This window comes from Aminobacter sp. UC22_36, assembly GCF_044056035.1.
Lineage (GTDB): Bacteria > Pseudomonadota > Alphaproteobacteria > Rhizobiales > Rhizobiaceae > Aminobacter.
Genome location: NZ_CP171996.1, coordinates 3,076,976 through 3,095,764 on the forward strand (window position 1 = coordinate 3,076,976; position 18,789 = coordinate 3,095,764).

Annotated in this window: 18 protein-coding genes, 2 pseudogenes and 1 riboswitch; of the genes and pseudogenes, 14 read left to right on the plus strand and 6 right to left on the minus strand. The window is 63.4% G+C overall.

Features of this window, described 5'->3' with window-relative positions; translation table 11 throughout:
* Positions 1–297: 297 nt before the first annotated feature.
* A complete protein-coding gene (locus ACHMW7_RS18415; RefSeq protein ID WP_395446998.1) occupies positions 298–1,425 on the plus strand; it encodes an S-(hydroxymethyl)glutathione dehydrogenase/class III alcohol dehydrogenase in 1,128 nt (375 codons plus the stop codon).
* Entirely contained in the window at positions 1,425–1,898 is a 474-nt protein-coding gene (locus ACHMW7_RS18420) for a GNAT family N-acetyltransferase (protein WP_395446999.1), read from the plus strand. The genes ACHMW7_RS18415 and ACHMW7_RS18420 overlap by 1 nt, the downstream gene beginning before the upstream one ends.
* 13 nt (positions 1,899–1,911) lie before the next feature.
* Here the strand turns inward: ACHMW7_RS18420 and ACHMW7_RS18425 are convergent, their stop codons facing one another.
* Positions 1,912–2,256, minus strand: a complete 345-nt coding sequence (locus tag ACHMW7_RS18425) for a cupin domain-containing protein (RefSeq protein WP_395447000.1) — start codon at positions 2,254–2,256, stop codon at positions 1,912–1,914.
* A gap of 65 nt (positions 2,257–2,321) precedes the next feature.
* Between ACHMW7_RS18425 and ACHMW7_RS18430 the strand changes: the two genes are divergently transcribed.
* From ACHMW7_RS18430 to gcvP, 7 genes are all read left to right on the plus strand, one after another.
* Entirely contained in the window at positions 2,322–2,795 is a 474-nt protein-coding gene (locus tag ACHMW7_RS18430) for a YaiI/YqxD family protein (RefSeq protein WP_395447001.1), read from the plus strand.
* Positions 2,792–3,454 carry a DUF1345 domain-containing protein gene (locus ACHMW7_RS18435; protein ID WP_395447002.1) on the plus strand — a complete coding sequence of 221 codons (663 nt, stop codon included), beginning with the start codon at positions 2,792–2,794 and terminating at the stop codon, positions 3,452–3,454. Before ACHMW7_RS18430 ends, ACHMW7_RS18435 begins: the two co-directional genes overlap by 4 nt.
* 138 nt (positions 3,455–3,592) lie before the next feature.
* Positions 3,593–4,450 (plus strand): cytochrome b/b6 domain-containing protein, encoded by an 858-nt coding sequence (locus tag ACHMW7_RS18440; RefSeq protein WP_395447003.1) that lies wholly within the window; start codon positions 3,593–3,595, stop codon positions 4,448–4,450.
* Position 4,451: 1 nt separating this feature from the next.
* Complete coding sequence (locus tag ACHMW7_RS18445; protein ID WP_395447004.1) at positions 4,452–5,243, plus strand: molybdopterin-binding protein; 792 nt, start codon at positions 4,452–4,454, stop codon at positions 5,241–5,243.
* A 146-nt stretch (positions 5,244–5,389) separates the two neighbouring features.
* A riboswitch (glycine riboswitch) is annotated at positions 5,390–5,476 on the plus strand.
* Between the two features lie 149 nt (positions 5,477–5,625).
* Entirely contained in the window at positions 5,626–6,726 is a 1,101-nt protein-coding gene (gcvT, locus tag ACHMW7_RS18450; RefSeq protein ID WP_395447005.1) for a glycine cleavage system aminomethyltransferase GcvT, read from the plus strand.
* A gap of 5 nt (positions 6,727–6,731) precedes the next feature.
* Complete coding sequence (gcvH, locus tag ACHMW7_RS18455) at positions 6,732–7,100, plus strand: glycine cleavage system protein GcvH (protein WP_395447006.1); 369 nt, start codon at positions 6,732–6,734, stop codon at positions 7,098–7,100.
* Between the two features lie 14 nt (positions 7,101–7,114).
* Positions 7,115–9,925, plus strand: a complete 2,811-nt coding sequence (gene gcvP, locus ACHMW7_RS18460; protein WP_395447007.1) for an aminomethyl-transferring glycine dehydrogenase — start codon at positions 7,115–7,117, stop codon at positions 9,923–9,925.
* A 112-nt stretch (positions 9,926–10,037) separates the two neighbouring features.
* Here the strand turns inward: gcvP and ACHMW7_RS18465 are convergent, their stop codons facing one another.
* Entirely contained in the window at positions 10,038–11,210 is a 1,173-nt protein-coding gene (locus tag ACHMW7_RS18465; RefSeq protein ID WP_395447008.1) for a diguanylate cyclase, read from the minus strand.
* Between the two features lie 258 nt (positions 11,211–11,468).
* Here ACHMW7_RS18465 and parE point away from each other — a divergent pair, with 258 nt between their 5' ends.
* Positions 11,469–13,529, plus strand: a complete 2,061-nt coding sequence (parE, locus tag ACHMW7_RS18470; RefSeq protein ID WP_395451360.1) for a DNA topoisomerase IV subunit B — start codon at positions 11,469–11,471, stop codon at positions 13,527–13,529.
* 117 nt (positions 13,530–13,646) lie between these two features.
* On the opposite strand, the gene ACHMW7_RS18475 is transcribed toward parE, so the two are convergent.
* Positions 13,647–14,768, minus strand: a complete 1,122-nt coding sequence (locus tag ACHMW7_RS18475) for a DUF2336 domain-containing protein (RefSeq protein ID WP_395451361.1) — start codon at positions 14,766–14,768, stop codon at positions 13,647–13,649.
* Positions 14,769–14,917: 149 nt separating this feature from the next.
* Between ACHMW7_RS18475 and ACHMW7_RS18480 the strand changes: the two are divergent.
* Both ACHMW7_RS18480 and ACHMW7_RS18485 read left to right on the plus strand, forming a co-directional pair.
* Positions 14,918–15,371: pseudogene (locus ACHMW7_RS18480) on the plus strand (MaoC family dehydratase).
* Positions 15,371–16,252 (plus strand): HpcH/HpaI aldolase/citrate lyase family protein, encoded by an 882-nt coding sequence (locus ACHMW7_RS18485; RefSeq protein WP_395447009.1) that lies wholly within the window; start codon positions 15,371–15,373, stop codon positions 16,250–16,252. The pseudogene ACHMW7_RS18480 and the gene ACHMW7_RS18485 overlap by 1 nt, the downstream one beginning before the upstream one ends.
* 3 nt (positions 16,253–16,255) lie before the next feature.
* On the opposite strand, the gene ACHMW7_RS18490 is transcribed toward ACHMW7_RS18485, so the two are convergent.
* From ACHMW7_RS18490 to ACHMW7_RS18500, 3 genes are read right to left on the minus strand one after another with little or no spacing between them, the layout of a single operon-like run.
* Complete coding sequence (locus ACHMW7_RS18490; protein WP_395447010.1) at positions 16,256–16,861, minus strand: flavin reductase family protein; 606 nt, start codon at positions 16,859–16,861, stop codon at positions 16,256–16,258.
* A 5-nt stretch (positions 16,862–16,866) separates the two neighbouring features.
* The gene (locus ACHMW7_RS18495) at positions 16,867–17,451 is read right to left on the minus strand and encodes a nitroreductase (RefSeq protein WP_395447011.1); all 585 of its coding nucleotides are present in this window, start codon (positions 17,449–17,451) and stop codon (positions 16,867–16,869) included.
* A 14-nt stretch (positions 17,452–17,465) separates the two neighbouring features.
* A complete protein-coding gene (locus ACHMW7_RS18500) occupies positions 17,466–17,813 on the minus strand; it encodes a hypothetical protein (protein ID WP_395451484.1) in 348 nt (115 codons plus the stop codon).
* Between ACHMW7_RS18500 and ACHMW7_RS18505 the strand changes: the two are divergent.
* Together ACHMW7_RS18505 and ACHMW7_RS18510 are read left to right on the plus strand one after the other, a co-directional pair.
* A pseudogene (locus tag ACHMW7_RS18505) lies at positions 17,698–18,559 on the plus strand (hypothetical protein). The gene ACHMW7_RS18500 and the pseudogene ACHMW7_RS18505 overlap by 116 nt on opposite strands.
* Positions 18,525–18,737 (plus strand): hypothetical protein, encoded by a 213-nt coding sequence (locus tag ACHMW7_RS18510; RefSeq protein WP_395447012.1) that lies wholly within the window; start codon positions 18,525–18,527, stop codon positions 18,735–18,737. Before ACHMW7_RS18505 ends, ACHMW7_RS18510 begins: the two are co-directional and overlap by 35 nt.
* Positions 18,738–18,789 lie beyond the last annotated feature (52 nt).

The window sequence follows — 18,789 nt, forward strand, 5'->3', positions numbered from 1 at the left end:
CGGAAGCCTCTGGCTTCTCTGCATTTTTCAACGCTTCGCGCTTGAGCGGATCGCGTGGGAGCCTGTCACTCGACATCGAATCGTTAGCCTTGCAAGGGAAAATTCCACGGCCATGTTCAGCCACGTCCGCCGCCATGTCCATCCCGCAAGGGGTCGCGCCGGCAACGCCTTGTGGAGTATCATCACCACCGCCGCTTTACGACTGACATGCGTCGCCTTCGCGGTTGATCGCATAGGCAAAACCTGAAACCTTGCCGCCGACATTTGCCCCCTGATTTTGCTTGAAGGAACATCGCCATGAAAACCCGCGCCGCCGTTGCCGTAGGAGCTGGAAAGCCGCTCGAGATCATGGAGGTTGACCTCGAAGGACCGCGCGAGGGCGAGGTGCTGGTCGAGATCAAGGCGACCGGCATCTGCCACACCGACGAGTTCACGCTTTCCGGCGCCGATCCCGAAGGCATCTTTCCTGCCATCCTCGGCCATGAAGGTGCGGGTGTCGTCGTCGATGTCGGCAAGGGCGTCACGTCGCTCAAGAAGGGCGACCACGTCATCCCGCTGTATACGCCCGAGTGCCGTTCGTGCCCGTCCTGCCTGTCACGGAAAACCAACCTCTGCACCGCGATCCGCTCGACCCAGGGCCAGGGCCTGATGCCTGACGGTTCGTCGCGGTTCTCGATCGGTGGGGAAAAAATCTTCCACTACATGGGCTGCTCGACCTTCTCGAACTTTACCGTGCTGCCCGAGATCGCACTGGCCAAGGTCAACCCGGACGCGCCTTTCGACAAGATCTGCTACATCGGCTGCGGGGTTACGACAGGCATTGGTGCGGTCATCAACACCGCCAAGGTGGAGATCGGTTCGACGGCCATCGTCTTCGGTCTCGGCGGCATCGGCCTCAACGTGCTGCAGGGCCTGCGTCTGGCCGGTGCCGACATGATCATCGGCGTCGACATCAACAATGAGCGCAAGGCCTGGGGCGAAAAGTTCGGCATGACGCATTTCGTCAATCCGAAGGAGGTCGAGGGCGACATCGTGCCTTACCTCGTCAACATGACCAAGCGTGGTGCCGATCAGATCGGCGGTGCCGACTACACCTTCGACTGCACCGGCAATGTCAAGGTGATGCGCCAGGCACTGGAAGCCAGCCATCGCGGCTGGGGCGAGTCGATCGTCATTGGCGTCGCCGGTGCCGGCCAGGAGATTGCGACGCGGCCGTTCCAGCTGGTCACCGGCCGGACCTGGAAGGGCACCGCCTTTGGCGGCGCACGTGGCCGCACCGACGTGCCGAAGATCGTCGACTGGTACATGGAAGGCAAGATCCAGATCGACCCGATGATCACCCACACACTCAAGCTCGAAGACATCAACAAGGGTTTTGACCTGATGCATGCAGGCGAAAGCATCCGCAGCGTCGTCGTCTACTGATGAGCACAATCGCATACGAGGTCGACGTCAGGAGCCTGAACGACCTGTCCCCGCGCGACCTCTACGCGATGCTGAAAATGCGCATCGACGTCTTTGTCGTCGAGCAAAAATGCGCGTTTCCCGAAATGGACGGCAAGGACCCCGAGGCGCTACACCTCAGGCTGCTTGCCGGCACGGAACTGCTGGCGAGCACGCGCATCATCGCGCCCTCCGGCCTCGGCGATCCGGCCTGTATCGGCCGGGTCGTGGTGTCGCCCGATCATCGCGGCAAGCGGCTAGGCGACAAGCTGATGGCCGAATCCATCGCCGCCTGCGAGCGGCTGTTTCCGGGCCGACCGATCGCGCTGTCGGCGCAGAGCCATCTTGAGAAATTCTATGCGTCCTTCGGCTTCGACACCGTGTCGGAGGAATATCTGGAAGACGACATTCCGCATATCGATATGCTCAGGCCTGTTTCGCGCACAAGTGCCTGACACCCAGGCGGGCTCATTCCAGCCAGGTTGTTTCAAAAGCTCCCGCAACATGCAGGTCGGTGGTCTCAAGGCGGCCGGGCCCGAGATTGGCGAACTTGTGCGGCGTGTTTGCCGGCGCGACCAGTATCTGCCCGGCCTCCGCCTCGATCGTCTGGTCGCCGACGGTGAACAGAGCCCGCCCAACGCGGACGATGAAGACCTCCGGATAGGGATGTGTGTGAAGCCTGGGGCCGCCGCCGACCTTGTCGCTTGAGAAAAACACCACCGAGACGTCCGCCCCATAGGCCCCGCCCTGGAACTCACCATGCCATGCATCGGGCTTTTCGGCCCATTGTTCGCGATTGATCAGATGTGCCATGGTCGGCCTCCATTCGACGCGCTCGACCATAACCAAAGATGCTCTCTGCCGGAACTGTGCCTGAAATGACCGAAAATGCCCCCATCATCTATGTCGATGCCGACGCCTGCCCGGTGAAGGACGAGGTGGTGAAGGTCGCCGAACGGCTGGACCTTATCGTCACCTTCGTCTCCAACGGTGGCCTCAGGCCGTCACGCGACCCGATGATCCGCAACGTCGTCGTGTCCAAGGGCGCGGACGCAGCCGATGACTGGATCGTCGAAAATGCCCGCGCCAACGACATCGTCGTCACCGCAGACATTCCGCTGGCGGCCAGAACCGTCGCGCTTGGCGCGCATGTCCTGGGCCCCACCGGCCGGCCTTTCACGCCGGAGACCATCGGCATGGCGGTCGCCATGCGCGACCTCAAGCAGCATCTGCGTGAGACAGGCGAGAGCAAGGGCTACAACGCGTCCTTCGCGCCACAGGATCGCTCGCGTTTTCTCGGCGCGCTCGATCAGATCGCGCGCCGGGCCGTAAAGGCGATCCAGGCGCCATGAAACCGTTCGGCCGTCACTTCATCTTCCTGGCAAGCGCTGGCCTCGGACTGGTGGCGCTTGGCGTGGCCATGCTGCTCCAGCATCCGCTCAGCTCCAGCATCAGCATCGGCGCCAACGCGTTTTTTTCTACCTACATCTTCCTGGTGCTGCGCGAGATGCCGAGGCTGACAGCCGATTTCCTCAGCCGGCGCGCCCAGCAGGCCGACGAACCGATCTGGATCATCTTCCTGGTCACCATCGGCATCGTCGTGGTCGCCGTCGGCTCGCTGTTCGTCCTGATGAACGCAAAACAGGTCCCGCATCCGTACTGGCTGGCGTTTTCGCTGCTGTCGCTGCCGCTCGGCTGGCTGACCATTCATGCCATGGCCGCACTGCACTACGCCCGCCTGTACTGGAAAGGCGACAGCAAGGCCGTTGCGGCCTCGACGCGCAGCAGCAAACCGGTCGGCGGATTGATCTTTCCCGGCACGGAACGCCCATGTGGCTGGGACTTCCTCTATTTCGCGGTGGTTATCGGCATGACGGCACAGACAGCCGACACCAACATTTCGTCGACGCACATGCGCCAGGCGGCATTGGTCCATTCGATCCTGTCGTTCTTCTTCAACACCATCCTTGTCGCTGCCGCGGTCAACCTGGTTGTCTCGCTCGCCAGTTGAACCGGCTCACGCGAATATCATCGCGGCAACGAAACAATTCCCCATCTCCAAGCGTAATCATCTGCAAAGGGGCGTAAAATGTCGTCCCGCAATGGCTGATGCCATGGGAGATCAGGTGCGATGGAAAGCCAGGCACGCATGGCACAAGCTGCAGATGAGCGGCCTGCGCCAGCCTCCGACGATGGGCTCGTCTATCGCCAAACCCGCTGGACGCGCCTCACCCATTGGCTCTGGGCGCTGTCGTTGTTCTTCCTGCTGCTGAGCGGGCTGCAGATCTTCAACGCTCACCCGGCGCTCTATATCGGCAAGCAATCAGGGTTTTCGTTCAGCAATGACGTTCTAGTCATCGGCGCGGACGATAGTGCAACAGGAACAGTTGGTTACACGACAATCCTCGGGAATCGATTCAACACGACCGGTGTCCTCGGCCTGTCGGGACCGACCGACAATCCAAGTGCCCGCGCCTTCCCAGCCTGGGCGACGATCCCTTCCGGGCAGGACCTGGCCACCGGCCGTGTGGTGCATTTCTTCTTCGCCTGGTTGTTGTCAGGCACGTTGCTCGTCTGGTTGGTTGCCAGTGCCATCAACGGCCATTTGCGCCGCGACCTTGCGCCCGGTGTCGACGATCTGCGCCGGCTGCCCAAGGACATCGCCGACCACGCCAGGCTGAGGTTTCACCATAGCCGCGACTACAACACGTTGCAGAAACTGGCCTATGGCGGCGTGCTGTTCGTGCTGTTGCCACTGATGATCGTCACCGGTCTCGCCATGTCGCCGAGCATGAACGCCGCCGTGCCGTTCCTTGCCGACCTGCTCGGCGGACGTCAGACCGCGCGCACCATCCACTTCGTCACCATGGTGCTGCTTGTCGGCTTCTTCATTGTCCACATGCTGATGATCCTGGCTGCCGGTCCGATCAACGAACTGCGCTCGATCATCACCGGCTGGTATCTCACCGATCCACCTGCGAACGATCACCCGGAAGGGAGCGCCTGAGATGGCAAAGTTTCAGCTCACCCGTAGGCGCTTCCTCACTGCCGCAACGCTTGGGGCATCGACTGTCGCGTTATCGGGCTGCGATGCCTTCGACTTCCTGCAAGACCGCGACAGCAAAGTGCGCGACTTCCTCACCGGTGCCAACGACCTGACCTATCGCGCCCAGCGGCTGTTCGCTGGCCGCTCATCCCTCGCCCAGGAGTTCACCGAGGCCGACATCCGCCAGCCCCAGCGACCCAATGGCATCACCGCCCCCAATGACAGTGTCTACAAGGGACTGCAGGCAGGCGACTTCGTCGACTGGCGGCTCGAGGTCGTCGGCCTTGTCGAAAGGCCACTGTCGCTGACACGGCAGCAACTGATGGACATGCCCTCGCGCACCCAGATCACCCGCCACGACTGCGTCGAAGGCTGGAGCTGCATCGCCAAATGGACCGGTGTGCCGATGGCGCTTGTCCTCGATCAGGCCGTGGTCAAGCCACAGGCGCGCTATGTGGTGTTTCATTGCCTCGACACGATCGAGCAAAGCCTATCGGGGGTAGTCAAATATTACGGCTCGATCGACCTGATCGACGCGCGCCACCCGCAAACCATCCTCGCCTATGGCATGAACGGCATGCCGCTGCCGGTGGAGAACGGCGCGCCGCTGCGCGTGCGGGTCGAGCGCCAGCTCGGCTACAAAATGCCGAAATACCTGCAAAAGATCGAACTGGTCGATAGCTTCGGCGCCATGGGCCTCGGCAAGGGTGGCTATTGGGAAGACCGTGGCTACGACTGGTATGGCGGCATCTGACGGCGTCCGCTCGTTGGCGCCCGGGCGCGTCGGCTACCCGGAAGTATTGGATGGGACTATCCTACCGGTGAATAAGCACTGCGCCTCTAGGTGACAAAGTGTCGTGCTTGGGATATTGACGACTCGTCGAGGGCCCTCGCGGGCTCTACCTGTTTGCGGGAGAGAACAGCGAAAGCTGTCGCCGAAGGGGAAATCGCCCGAAATCTCTCAGGCAAAAGAACCGTAGACGGGAAAGACACTCTGGAAAGTCGGGACTTTGCTCCCGCGCCGAAGGTGTAAGCGCTGCCGACAGAGTTCCGGAGCGCGAGTTCTCTCAGGCTTCAGACAGAGGGGCACGGAATGGCCGCCACAGCGGCTGGACACGTGCGACTCTGGAGAAGACATGACGGGCGACCATACAAACCAACTACCCCTTGCAGACCTGCATTCCGCTGCCGGTGCGCGCTTTGGCGCCTTCGCCGGCTGGAACATGCCGCTGACCTACCCTGCCGGCGTGATGAAGGAGCACCTTCACACCCGCGAGCATGTCGGCCTGTTCGACATCTCCCACATGAAGCTGTTCGTGGTCAGCGGCCCCGGTGCCGCCGGCCTGCTCAACCGCGCCTGCCCGCTCGACTCCGCGGCACTCGAGCTCAAGCAGTCGAAATACACCTTCTTCCTCACCGAGACGGCCGGCATCATCGACGACCTGATCGTCACCCGCCTCGGCGAAGACCGCTTCATGGTCGTTGCCAATGCCGGCAACGCCGCGACCGACGAAGCGCATCTGCGCGCGCTGGCCAAGGATTTCGACGCCAAGGTCGAACCGCTTGACCGCGTCTTCATCGCGATCCAGGGACCGGAAGCCGCAACGGTGCTCGAAAAGGCCGGAATCGCCACCGATCACCTGTTTTTCATGCAGGGCTTCGAGCCGCGCGCCAACTGGTTCATGAGCCGCTCGGGCTACACCGGCGAGGACGGGTTCGAGATCGGCCTGCCGGAAGCCGACGCCCGCGAACTGCTTGCCAAGCTGCTCGGCGACGAGCGCGTCATGTGGATCGGCCTTGCCGCCCGCGACAGCCTGCGCCTTGAAGCCGGGCTTTGCCTGCACGGCAACGACATCACCCCCGACACCGATCCGGCAAGTGCCGGCCTGATGTGGGCGATCCCCAAGGATCTGCGCGCCGGCGGCAAGTTTATCGGCCAAGCCGCACTCGCCAAAATCCTCGCCGACGGTGCTGCGGAAAAGCGCGTCGGTCTCAAGCCCGAGGGACGCCAGCCGGTGCGCGCGGGTGCTGAACTGTTCGACGCCGACGGCAACCTTGTCGGCCGCGTCAATTCGGGCGGCTTCGGCCCTTCGGCCGGCTTCCCCGTTGCCATGGGCTACGTCTCGACAGCGCTCGCCAAGGCCGGAACCCGTGTCTTCGCCGACGTGCGCGGCACTAAGGTGCCTGTCGACGTCCATTCTCTTCCCTTCACGCAGCATCGCTATCGCAAAGGATGATTTCCATGACCAAGACCTATTACACCGAAGACCACGAGTGGCTGCGCGTCGAAGGCGACATCGCAACGGTCGGCATTACCGACTACGCCCAAGAGCAGCTTGGCGACCTCGTTTTCGTCGAACTGCCTGAGACCGGCCGCAAAGTTGCCAAGGGCGACGTCGCGGTCGTCGTCGAATCCGTCAAGGCGGCCTCCGACGTCTATGCACCGCTCGACGGCGAGATCATCGACGCCAACGCAACGCTCTCTTCAGATCCGGCACTCGTCAACTCTGCTGCCACCGGCGACGGCTGGCTGTGGAAGATGAAGATCGCCAATGCGGGCCAGCTCGAAGGCCTGATGGATGAAGCGGGCTACAAAGCCCATATCGGTTGACAGGATCGCCTGAGATGACCACTGCACCTTATCCCTTTTCGGCTCGCCACATCGGGCCCGGCCCAAAACAAACCCGCGCCATGCTCGCCGCCATCGGCGTACCCTCCGTGGAAACGCTGATTTCGCAAGCGGTGCCGAAGTCGATCCGGCTCGACCGCGCGCTCAACCTGCCTGCACCGGCAAGCGAACATGAAGCACTCGCCGAGCTCAGCGAGAAGATGGGCCGCAACAAGGTGCTGAAGAGCTTCATTGGTGCCGGCTATCACGGCGTCAATGTGCCTCCGGTCATCCAGCGCAACCTGTTTGAGAACCCTGCCTGGTACACCGCCTACACGCCTTACCAGGCCGAGATCAGCCAGGGCCGCCTGGAGCTTTTGTTCCACTTCCAGACGCTGGTCGCCGAACTGACCGGTCTGCCGGTTGCTTCCGCTTCGCTGCTCGACGAAGCGACCGCCGTCGCCGAAGCTGTCGGCATCGCGCTGCGCCATCACCGCGACAAGCGCAGCCGCGTCGCCCTTGCCGGTGCGGCGCATCCGCAGGTCCTCGACGTCGTTCGCACCCGCGCTGAGCCGCTCGGCACCGAGATTGATGGCGCGACCATCGACGACAACACCGCAGCGCTGATCGTTTCCTGGCCCGACACCAACGGTGTCTATGGCGATCACAAGGCTGCGATCGAAAAGGCCAAGGCCGTCGGCGCGATCGTCATTTTCGTCTCCGATCCACTCAGCCTGACCGTCACCGAAACCCCTGCCAGCCTCGGCGCCGACATTGCCACCGGGTCGATGCAGCGTTTTGGCGTGCCGATGGGCTTTGGCGGCCCGCACGCCGCCTATTGCGCCGTTTCTGACAAGCTGACCCGCCTGATGCCGGGCCGCCTCGTTGGCCAGTCGGTCGACAGCAAGGGCCGTCCCGGCTATCGCCTGGCGCTGCAGACGCGCGAGCAGCATATCCGCCGCGACAAGGCGACGTCGAACATCTGCACCGCGCAGGCCCTGCTCGCCAACATGGCGGCGTCCTACGCCATCTGGCACGGCCCGTCCGGCCTGCAGGCGATCTCCGAGCGCATCCACGCGCTGGCCAGCCGCCTCGCCGAAGGCCTGAAGGGCGCCGGCCTGTCGGTGCTCGGCGACGAGCGTTTCGACACTGTCACCATCGAAGCCAAGGGCAAGGCTGAAGCCTTCGCTGCTGAAGCCGAAAAGACCGGCCGCCTGCTGCGTGTCATCGATGCCGACCATGTCTCGGTCGCCTTCGACGAGACCTCGACCGCTGCCGATCTCGAGGCGATCGCCGCCCTGTTCGGCGCCAAGGTTCCGGCCGAGGCCAAGCGCTCGCTGCCGGGCAAGCCGCGCGGCAAGGAGTTCCTGACCCAGCCGGTGTTCCACCAGAACCGTTCGGAAACCGACATGATGCGCTTCCTGCGCCGGCTGGCCGACAAGGATCTGGCGCTCGACCGCGCGATGATCCCGCTCGGCTCCTGCACCATGAAGCTCAACGCCGCCGCCGAGATGATGCCGGTCAGCTGGCCTTCGGTCGCCAACCTGCATCCGTTCGCGCCGACCAGCCATTCGCTCGGCTACCGCGCGATGACCGACGATCTCGAAGCCTGGCTTTGCGAAATCACCGGCTTCGACGCGGTCAGCCTGCAGCCGAACGCCGGCAGCCAGGGCGAATATGCCGGCCTGCTGGCGATCCGCCGCTATCACCATTCGCGTGGCGAGACGCAGCGTAACATCTGCCTGATCCCGTCTTCGGCGCATGGCACCAATCCGGCAAGTGCGGCGATGGCCGGAATGGACGTGGTTGTCGTGCACTGCCTTGACGATGGCGACATCGATGTCACCGACCTCAAGGTCAAGGCGGAGCAGCATGCCGACAAGCTCGCAGCACTGATGTTCACCTACCCCTCGACGCATGGCGTGTTCGAGGAAGGTGCGCGCGACATCTGCGAGATCGTCCATGCCCATGGTGGACAGGTCTATTTCGACGGCGCCAACCTGAACGCGATGGTCGCACTTTCGCGTCCAGCCGACATCGGCGCCGACGTTTGCCACATGAACCTGCACAAGACCTTCTGCATTCCGCATGGCGGCGGCGGCCCCGGCATCGGCCCGATCGGCGTCAAGTCGCACCTGGCGCCGTTCCTGCCCGGCCATGTCGAAATCGGCAGCGCGCATGCGGTCTCGGCAGCCCCCTTCGGCAGCGCCTCGATCCTGCCTATCACCTGGATGTACATCCGGATGATGGGTGCTTCGGGCCTCAAGCAGGCGACGGAAACGGCGATCCTCAATGCCAACTACATCGTCAGCAAGCTCGAGGCGCACTATCCCGTGCTGTTCAAAGGCCGCAACGGTCGTGTGGCGCATGAGTGCATCCTCGACACCCGCGTGCTCAAGGAGCGCGCCGGCATATCGGTCGAGGACATCGCCAAGCGGCTGATCGACTACGGCTTCCATGCACCGACCATGTCGTGGCCTGTTGCCGGGACGCTGATGGTCGAGCCGACCGAGTCCGAGCCCAAGCACGAGATCGATCGTTTCTGCGAAGCGATGATCGCCATCGCCAACGAAGCGGCGAAGGTCGAAAAAGGCGAGTGGCCGAAGGATGACAATCCGCTGGTCAACGCGCCGCACACGGCAACCGAGACGCTGGCGGGCGAGTGGAAGCATCCCTACTCGCGCCTCGAAGCAGCCTATCCCGGTGGCGATCCCGACACTGTGGCCAAGTACTGGCCGCCCGTGTCGCGCATCGACAACGTCGCCGGCGACCGTAACCTGGTCTGCGCCTGCCCGCCGCTGAGCGAATATCTCGGCGCCGCGGAGTGACCTGACCGGCAGGCATCCTGATCGGCGGCGCACCTGACACGGGCGCCGCCGATTTGATTCTGAGAATAGATTCAATTGTTTGGAAGTCGCGCTTCAGGCGGGGTCGACGTTATCAGGCGAACAGCAGTTCCTCACGATAGGTCTCGCTGCTTGCGGTCTCGGCGGTGACGACGCGGTTGCGCCCAGCCCGCTTGGCCGCATAGAGGGCCGCGTCGGCCCCGAGCAGCATCTGCTCGACCGTCATGGCCTGCTCGTCCCCGAAGCATACCCCGACGCTGACTGTGCTGCGCAGCGGCCCGAGCTTGGTGGCAACGACTTCGGCACCAAAGGAAACACCGATCTTGCGCAGAACTTCGTAGGCCTCCACCACGGGAACGTCTGAGATGACGATAGCGAACTCCTCACCGCCGAGGCGGAAGCCCTCGACACCGTGCCGGGACTGCCGCCTCACAATGTCCGCAAACCGCTGCAGCACCCGATCGCCCACGGCATGACCGAAGACGTCGTTGGTGCGCTTGAAATGATCGAGGTCGACCATGGCCAGCGCCATGCGCGGTCCGAAGTGTGTGCGGCCGTGCAAGGAGTTGAGTGCCCGCCGGTTCATCAGCCCTGTCAGAGGATCGGTGAGGGTTTCTTCGGTCAACCGGCTCTGGGTACGCAAATGGTGGAAAGAGATGGTCAACGCGCCGAGTGCGGTCATGCAGGCAACGACGACCACCGTATTGACGTCCTCTGCCCAATTGCTGGGCACGCTTCCCAGTACCCACTGCTTCTTCTGGACGATGACGAACGCGCACAGCGCGAAGGACACGGCACTGCTGCCGGTGAGTAGCGAGACCGGGGCCAGCACGCGGCGGTCGACGTTCTTGCTGGTCCAGAACGCGGTAGCGATCATCACCAGTATCCCGGTGACCGCAGAATAAGCGATGACGAAGCCGAGGCCGTCGAAACCAGCTGCTGTCACCACCACCGTTAGCGCGATGATGGCGGCGACCGGCAGGGCTGCCGACCTCGACCAGCCGCGCTCGATATACTGGTCGGCGGAGGTGAAGACGACGAAGAAGCCGGCGACGAGCAGCGCCAGCATTGCCTGCCCCAGCCACGGCGAGGCATGACGGCCATAAAGCCAAAAGGCGATGACATGGGCGGCGAGAAGTAGTATCCCCACCGCCATCGTGAGAACGAAACGGGACTGACGCGCCGTCAGCCAGATCGCGACGAGCGTTCCGCTCAGGCACGCGCCCGACAGGGCCGTGGCGAGCAACAAGGAACCGAAGTCAAGCACGGGGGCGCGGCCTTCCTGATGTCCGAATGTTCGGGCAGCAGTTATTGGACATTCCGGCCTAGCCGCAACCTTGCATAGCCGCCGCGATCGCCACCGGGGTGCTGCGATTTCGGATAGCGTTTACGAATGGTTGCGCCAACCCCGCCAATTCGGGCATATCGAACTGGCGGTGTACGAACAGATCAGGAACTGTTGCCGGACCGGCAAAACTGGCAAACTCGACAAAGTGATTCGCAGCGCGGAAAAACCGTATTGAGCATGGACGACAACAGCGACCTTTTCGGCAATCTCGGCGCCCAGCCCGCACGCCCCGTCTCCCGACCTGCGGATCCTTTGGTGCAGGCGGCAGCGGCCAAGCGCCCGGCGCCGGCCGTCAAGGATGGCAGCGAAGGTTATGACGCCAGCCACATCGAGGTGCTGGAAGGGCTGGAGCCCGTGCGTCGCCGTCCAGGCATGTATATCGGCGGAACCGACGAAAAGGCGCTGCACCACCTGTTCGCCGAAGTCATCGACAACTCGATGGACGAGGCCGTCGCCGGTCATGCCACCTTCATCGAAGTCGAACTCGGCGCCGACGGCTATCTGACCGTGACCGACAACGGGCGCGGCATCCCGGTCGACCCGCATCCCAAATTCAAGGACAAGTCGGCACTTGAAGTGATCATGACGACGCTGCATGCCGGCGGCAAATTCGACTCCAAGGTCTACGAGACCTCGGGCGGCCTGCACGGCGTCGGCGTGTCGGTGGTCAATGCGCTTTCGGATGACCTCGAAGTCGAGGTCGCGCGCGGGCGTAAGCTCTACCGCCAGCGCTTTTCGCGCGGTGTCCCGCAGGGCGGGCTCGAACTGCTCGGCGACGTGCAGAACCGGCGCGGCACGCGGACCCGTTTCCATCCCGATCCCGACATTTTCGGCAAGGGCGCGCATTTCGAGCCGGCCCGCATCTGCAAGATGGCGCGCTCGAAGGCCTATCTGTTCGGCGGCGTCGAAATCCGCTGGAGCTGCGATCCGGCGCTGCTCAAGGAAAAAGACGAAACGCCTGTCAAGGCGGTGTTCCATTTCCCCGGCGGCCTCGGTGACTATCTCAAGGCTTCCCTCGGCGACGAGATGCAGGTCACCCGCGAAATCTTCTCGGGCAAGAGCGAGAAGCAGGGCGGCCACGGCTCTATGGAATGGGCCGTCACCTGGTATGGCGGCGACGGCTTCATCAACTCCTATTGCAACACCATTCCGACCGGCGACGGCGGCACCCATGAGATGGGCTTCCGCAACGTGCTGACGCGCGGCCTGCGTGCCTATGCCGATCTCGTCGGCAACAAGCGCGCCTCGATCATGACCAGCGAAGACGTCATGATCTCGGCAGCTGGCATGCTGTCGGTGTTCATCCGCGAGCCGGAGTTCGTCGGCCAGACCAAGGACAAGCTGGCGACCGTCGAAGCCATGCGCATCGTCGAGACCGCGATCCGCGATCCGTTCGACCATTGGCTCGCCGACAACCCGCAGGAAGCTTCCAAGCTGCTCGACTGGGTCATCGCGCGCGCCGACGAACGCGTGCGCCGACGCCAGGAAAAGGAAGTTTCGCGCAAGAGCGCCGTGCGCAAGCTGCGCCTGCCCGGCAAGCTCGCCGACTGCACGCAGAACGCCGCCGCCGGTGCCGAACTGTTCATCGTCGAGGGCGACTCGGCCGGTGGTTCGGCCAAGCAGGCGCGCGACCGCTCGATGCAGGCGATCCTGCCGCTGCGTGGCAAGATCCTCAACGTCGCAAGTGCCGGCCACGACAAGCTGACCGCCAACCAGCAGATCGCCGACCTGATCCAGGCGCTAGGCTGTGGCACCCGCTCGAAATACCGCGACGAAGACCTTCGCTACGACCGCGTCATCATCATGACTGACGCAGACGTCGACGGCGCCCACATCGCGTCGCTGCTCATCACCTTCTTCTACCAGGAGATGCCGCAGCTTATCCGCGACGGCCATCTCTACATGGCCGTGCCGCCGCTCTACAGCCTGCGCCAGGGCGGCAAGGTCGGCTACGCCCGCGACGACGCCCACAAGGAAGAGCTTTTGCGCACCGAGTTCAACGGCCGCGGCAAGGTCGAGATCGGCCGCTTCAAGGGCCTTGGCGAGATGATGGCGAGTCAGCTCAAGGAAACGACGATGGACCCGAGGAAGCGCACCCTTCTCAGGGTCGACGTGATCGATGCCGAAGACGTCACCAAATCGGCAGTCGATGCGCTGATGGGCACGAAGCCGGAAGCCCGCTTCCGCTTCATCCAGGATCGCGCCGAGTTCGCGCAGACAGACGTGCTGGACATCTAAGCGACGCCAGTTGCTTGGAATACGGCGCGCCCGGATGGACGCACAAAGGACACCCTGGATCTTGGAATCCACGCATCGTGCCTTCCGAAAATCGGTTCCGATTTTCGGGTAGGTCCGCTAGGCAGCCGCTATGGCCAGGGCATGGCTGCGCGCGTTTTCACGCAGGGCTTCGAGGTGGATCGACTTGACCAGCCCGGCCATTTCGCCTTCTGCGGCCTGACCGCCCAATTCCTTGAGCATCTGCCAGCTGACCTCCTGGGCGCCGGCCACACGGCGACCGTTGGCCACCTCGCGCCAGATCTTCAAGGCCCGCAGGATGATCGCATGCGTCGCTTCAGCCAGCCCGGCAGAGCGGAACAGCGCGGTTAGCGCGACATCCTGGCCTGCAGACAGCAGTGCCCTCACCCGCGGCTCATCACGGCCGGTCAGGACGACCAAAGCCGCGCCGAAGAAGTCAACCTTGCCATGGGCAAGGATGCGGATGATGAAGCTCGTGGTCAGATCCCCGCGCAAGCGCAGATGCTCGACCAATGCCATGTGCTCGTTGGCGCGGGTGCCTTCGATAAGCGTCAGCGAGGCCTTGACGCAGGCATCGCGGGTCACCTTTTCGGCGCGTGCGGCTCCCATCAAGGCCATGACAAACGGTGACGCCTTCAAGGCTTCGCCGAGCTTGACCAGCAGCAGGTGCCGGCAATCGGATGGCAAACGCCTATCGGCAACCAGAGCCTCGCGCACGCGCGCATCATGGCCGAAGCGTTCGGCCATCCGGCGAAAGCTCAGCGAGGCGATGTCGGCGCCGTAGTTCTGCAGCAGGACGACACAAGCCTCCGCCTCGCCGACTTCGGCGATCGCAGCCGCAAGCGACATCGAAACGACGGGCCGGTCAGCGACAAGTTTCTGGATGGCGGTCGAGCCCGATGCAACCCGGTCGATGAGATCGGCGTCGGTCAGCAGCGGCGAACGCGCAAGCACCATGGCCGCGACGTCGGGCTGATCGGACGCAAGTGCTGCAATGATCTGAAGCGGCGCATGCACGCTGATCGAAAGCGCTTCTGCCAATGCCTGGCGCACCTTCGACGACGGGTCATCGAGCAGCAGCGTCAGTGCTGCTTCGGCGGCACAACGGTCCTCGAACGGCATCTCGCGATTGACGTAGGCACTCGCCAATGCAGCTGCTGCCGCTACCCGCTCGCTCACCTTGGCGGTGTCTATCCATTTCAGGAAATGCGAGACCACCATTTGTTTTTTCACGCCCCCGGCAACCCGTGCCAAACCCCTGCGGCGACCCTAGGAAAAAAAGGTTTACGAACGGTTCACCATATCCGTTAACCCGCTTGCCGGGCAGCGAGGCAGCGCCTATCAAATCGGCACAACAGGAGGAACTGCCGATGGCCGGACTTTATCTTGAGGAATTCGTTGTCGGCCAGGTGATCCGGCATCAGCTCACCAAGACGGTCACCGAGAGCGACAACATGTTCTTCTCGACCATGACGCTGAACCCGCAGCCGCTGCATATCGATTTCGATTTTGCCACCAGGAGCGAATGGGGCAAGCCGCTGGTCAATTCGCTGTTCACACTCGGGCTGATGATCGGCATTTCGGTGCATGACACCACGCTCGGCACCACCATCGGCAATCTCGGCATGACCGAAACCACCTTCCCGCACCCGGTCTTTCATGGCGACACCATCCGTGTCGAGACGGAGGTGCTTTCGGTCCGCGAATTCGAAGTCGAAGACGGATCGTGGCATCGTCGAGTTCCTGCATTGCGCCTATAATCAGGACGGCGTGCTTGTCGCCAAATGCCAGCGCCAGGCGATGATGAAGAAGAAGACGGCCTGATGCGCTCCCTGCTGTTTGTTCCAGGCGATTCGGAAAAGAAGCTCGAACGCGGCTTTTCGTCCGGCGCCGACGTGGTCATCGTTGACCTCGAGGATTCGGTCGCCCCCGACAACAAGGCTCATGCGCGTGGCGTGTCGGCCGATTTCATCGCCAAGCGGCGCAACGAAACGCGGGCCGCAATTTACGTCCGCGTCAATGATCTGTCGACCGGGCTCACCGACGACGACCTCAGGGCGATCGTGCCGATCGCGCCCGATGGCATCATGTTGCCCAAGTCGAATTCCGGCGCCGACGTCCAGCATCTGTCGACCAAGCTGCGTGTGCACGAGGCGGAAAACGGCCTGCCGGACGGTGCCATCAGGATCATCCCGATCATCACGGAAACCGCAGCCGGCGTGCTGGCAACCGCAAGCTACGTCGGCGCAAGCGCCCGCGTCGCCGGGCTGACCTGGGGCGCGGAAGACCTGTCAGCGGCCATCGCTGCACGTGCGGCGCGCGACAGCGACGGCCGCTACACCGATGTGTTCCGGCTTGCCCGGACGATGACTGTCCTGGGAGCAGCAGCAGCCGACGTTGCCGCAATCGACACCGTCTTCGTCAACTTCAGGGATGGCGAAGGTCTGCGCGCCGAGTGTCTTGAGGCCGAACGCGACGGCTTCACCGCCAAGATGGCGATCCACCCGGACCAGGTCGCTGTCATCAACGAGGCGTTCACGCCGACCGCCGAGGCGGTGGCCCGCGCGGCTGCAGTCGTTGCGGCCTTCGAAGAGGCGGGCAATCCGGGCGTCGTCGGCATCAACGGCAAGATGTACGACCGGCCACACCTCAGGCTCGCCCTGCGTCTGCTGGCGCGCGCGCGCGCTGCCGGCGTCGTTGCCTGAGGCTCAGTCTTGCCAGCGCGGCCGGCGCATCGAGAAGATGGCATCGACCGTGGAATAATCCATGTAGCCGAGGCGCGAGACATTGCCGGCCTTGACGACATCGAACAGCCCGTCGGTCAGATATGCCTCGTCGATATGGACGCCGACGACCTCGCCGATGACGACGATGGCGCCAGTCTCCCGCCCATCGAGGCCCTTGGGTCGGAAGATGTCGGTGACCTTGCATTCCAGCGCTGCCGGCGCCTCGGCGACGCGCGGCGGCGCGACCAGCCGCGACGGCGCCGGCGTCAGCCCGGCATAGTCGAACTCGTTGACACCGCGCGGCGCGTTGACGGAACTCTTGTTCATCCTCTCGGCCAGATCCCGCCCGACCATATTGGCGACGAACTCTCTGGTTTCGCCCGCGAAGGTCGCGCTGTCTTTTTGCCCCTCTGACGAGAACCAGACCAGCGGCGGTTTGCCCGACAAGGCATTGAAGAAGGAATAGGGCGCGAGGTTCAGCGCCCCGTCCTTGCTTACAGTCGAAATCCAGCCAATCGGCCGCGGCGACACCAGCGCCTTGAACGGATCATGCGGCAGGCCGTGGCCTTTCGACGGTTCGTAGAACATTGCGCCTAGCCTTCCCAGGGGCCGGAATAGTCGCTGTAGAGCTTTGCCACGTCAGGGCGCGGACGCTCCTGCCCCGCACCTTCATAGGAGCCGATGTGGATGAAACCGATGACACGCTCATTTGGCGCAAGGCCCAGAAGCGCGCGGCCTTCCTCGACGTCCGAGTACCAGTTGCTGATCAGGTTGGTGCCATAGCCCAGCGCATTGGCAGCGGTGATCAGGTTCATCGCAGCCATGCCCCCGGACAGGAACATTTCCCACTGCGGGATCTTGGGGTGATCCTTGGGGCTCGAGACGACGCCGATGACCAGCGGCGCCCGCGAAAAGCGGCTGAGCTCCTGGTTGCGGCGACCTTCCGGCAGCGGCCCTTCCCGGCGCTCGGCAAGCTCGGCCAGCTTCTGGCCAATCTCGATTCGCGCATCGCCGCGATAAAGAATGAAGCGCCAGGGCTCCAGGCGGCCATGGTCAGGCACACGCGTTGCGGCGCGCAGCATCGTTTCTATGTCGGCGTCCGACGGCGCTGGCGCGCGCAGTTCGGGGATGGGGGCGGAATTGCGGTTCAGCAAAAAGTCGATGATCGGCGATGGCACGGCGCGGGCACTCCTTAGGTGTTGGGCTGAAGCGCCTGCCCGAAACGGCGGCTACTCTGGCAGCGGCGCATTGCGATTGAGAATCCATCGCGCCGAATAGCCTTGAAATTGCCACCGCCTTGCGCTTCAAACAAGGCATGTCTAGGGGACACTTCCGACTTTTCGTACCGATTCTCGGGTGCCGCACTGTCTACGGTGCTGCCTTGGGCGGCTTTTGCGCAGGACGGCGCATCGGCAATCGACGGATTGAGCCTTCCCGGCATATCGAGCTTTGCCTCGCCGCGCGGCGACGAATCCCTGGCAACCGGCACGCTCGGCGAAATCACGCTTACCGCGCAGCTGACCGACAAGGGTGGCGACATCAGCCGCGGCCTGGTCTGGCGCGTGTTTCCGCCCCGAGGCCGGCCCGGACGGCAAGCTGCCCCTGGTCGCCTCAGCTCAGGGCGGTACCAGCATGTTCCAGCTGCCGCCCGGCAGCTATCTGGTCCATGCCTCCTACGGTCGCGCCGGTGCCACTAAGCGCATCACCGTCGGCAAGCAAGGCAAGCGCGAGAGCCTTGTGCTCGATGCCGGCGGCCTCAAGCTGGACGCTGTTTTGTCCGGCGGCGTGCGCATCCCGCCGGCCAAGCTCAAATTCTCGATCTTCGAGGCCGACGCCGGCAGCGACGGCGAGCGTGCGCTGATCATCCCCAATGTCGCGCCCAACTCGGTGGTGCGTCTCAATTCCGGCACCTACCACGTCGTGTCGACCTATGGCAGCGTCAACGCCGTTATCCGCTCCGACATCCGCGTCGAAGCCGGCAAGCTAACCGAGGCGACCGTCGAGCACCGCGCTGCCGACGTTACCTTCAAGCTGGTGCGCGAGGCTGGCGGCGAGGCCATCGCCGATACGTCGTGGTCGGTGCTGACGGAATCCGGTGACCCGCTGCGCGAAGCCGTCGGCGCCTTCGCCTCGATGGTGCTGTCGGAAGGCGACTACACCATCATCGCCAAGAACCGCGACCGCATCTACCAGCGCGACTTCACCGTCGTTGCCGGCCGCAACCAGGACGTCGAAGTCGTCGCTTCGGAAGATGCCGCGATCGACCCCAACGAAGGCGCCGACTGAGCTCCTTCTGACGGTCGGCGGCACCAGCGCAACGTCAGCGGCGGATCAATTCACCTATATTGCAGCACCAACCGCCGGCAATGTCGGCGCCACCGCAGCCTACAACAACACCAACAATCCGATCGCGCTCAGCATAGTTGGTGGTGCGCCGACAAGCGTGGCGGTTGCGGCAAGCTGAGGTTCAACAAGTCGTTTTGATCGCAGAATCGCGGATATGAAAAAGGGCGGCA

What these genes read in the sequence shown, in the direction of transcription:
- ACHMW7_RS18415 (WP_395446998.1), top strand. Translation starts at nt 298, where the DNA reads ATGAAAACCCGCGCCGCCGTTGCCGTAGGAGCTGGAAAGCCGCTCGAG.
- ACHMW7_RS18420 (WP_395446999.1), top strand. Translation starts at nt 1,425, where the DNA reads ATGAGCACAATCGCATACGAGGTCGACGTCAGGAGCCTGAACGACCTG.
- ACHMW7_RS18425 (WP_395447000.1), bottom strand. Translation starts at nt 2,256, where the DNA reads ATGGCACATCTGATCAATCGCGAACAATGGGCCGAAAAGCCCGATGCA.
- ACHMW7_RS18430 (WP_395447001.1), top strand. Translation starts at nt 2,322, where the DNA reads ATGACCGAAAATGCCCCCATCATCTATGTCGATGCCGACGCCTGCCCG.
- ACHMW7_RS18435 (WP_395447002.1), top strand. Translation starts at nt 2,792, where the DNA reads ATGAAACCGTTCGGCCGTCACTTCATCTTCCTGGCAAGCGCTGGCCTC.
- ACHMW7_RS18440 (WP_395447003.1), top strand. Translation starts at nt 3,593, where the DNA reads ATGGCACAAGCTGCAGATGAGCGGCCTGCGCCAGCCTCCGACGATGGG.
- ACHMW7_RS18445 (WP_395447004.1), top strand. Translation starts at nt 4,452, where the DNA reads ATGGCAAAGTTTCAGCTCACCCGTAGGCGCTTCCTCACTGCCGCAACG.
- gcvT (WP_395447005.1), top strand. Translation starts at nt 5,626, where the DNA reads ATGACGGGCGACCATACAAACCAACTACCCCTTGCAGACCTGCATTCC.
- gcvH (WP_395447006.1), top strand. Translation starts at nt 6,732, where the DNA reads ATGACCAAGACCTATTACACCGAAGACCACGAGTGGCTGCGCGTCGAA.
- gcvP (WP_395447007.1), top strand. Translation starts at nt 7,115, where the DNA reads ATGACCACTGCACCTTATCCCTTTTCGGCTCGCCACATCGGGCCCGGC.
- parE (WP_395451360.1), top strand. Translation starts at nt 11,469, where the DNA reads ATGGACGACAACAGCGACCTTTTCGGCAATCTCGGCGCCCAGCCCGCA.
- ACHMW7_RS18475 (WP_395451361.1), bottom strand. Translation starts at nt 14,768, where the DNA reads ATGGTGGTCTCGCATTTCCTGAAATGGATAGACACCGCCAAGGTGAGC.
- ACHMW7_RS18485 (WP_395447009.1), top strand. Translation starts at nt 15,371, where the DNA reads ATGCGCTCCCTGCTGTTTGTTCCAGGCGATTCGGAAAAGAAGCTCGAA.
- ACHMW7_RS18490 (WP_395447010.1), bottom strand. Translation starts at nt 16,861, where the DNA reads ATGTTCTACGAACCGTCGAAAGGCCACGGCCTGCCGCATGATCCGTTC.
- ACHMW7_RS18500 (WP_395451484.1), bottom strand. Translation starts at nt 17,813, where the DNA reads ATGTCGCCACCCTTGTCGGTCAGCTGCGCGGTAAGCGTGATTTCGCCG.
- ACHMW7_RS18510 (WP_395447012.1), top strand. Translation starts at nt 18,525, where the DNA reads ATGCCGCGATCGACCCCAACGAAGGCGCCGACTGAGCTCCTTCTGACG.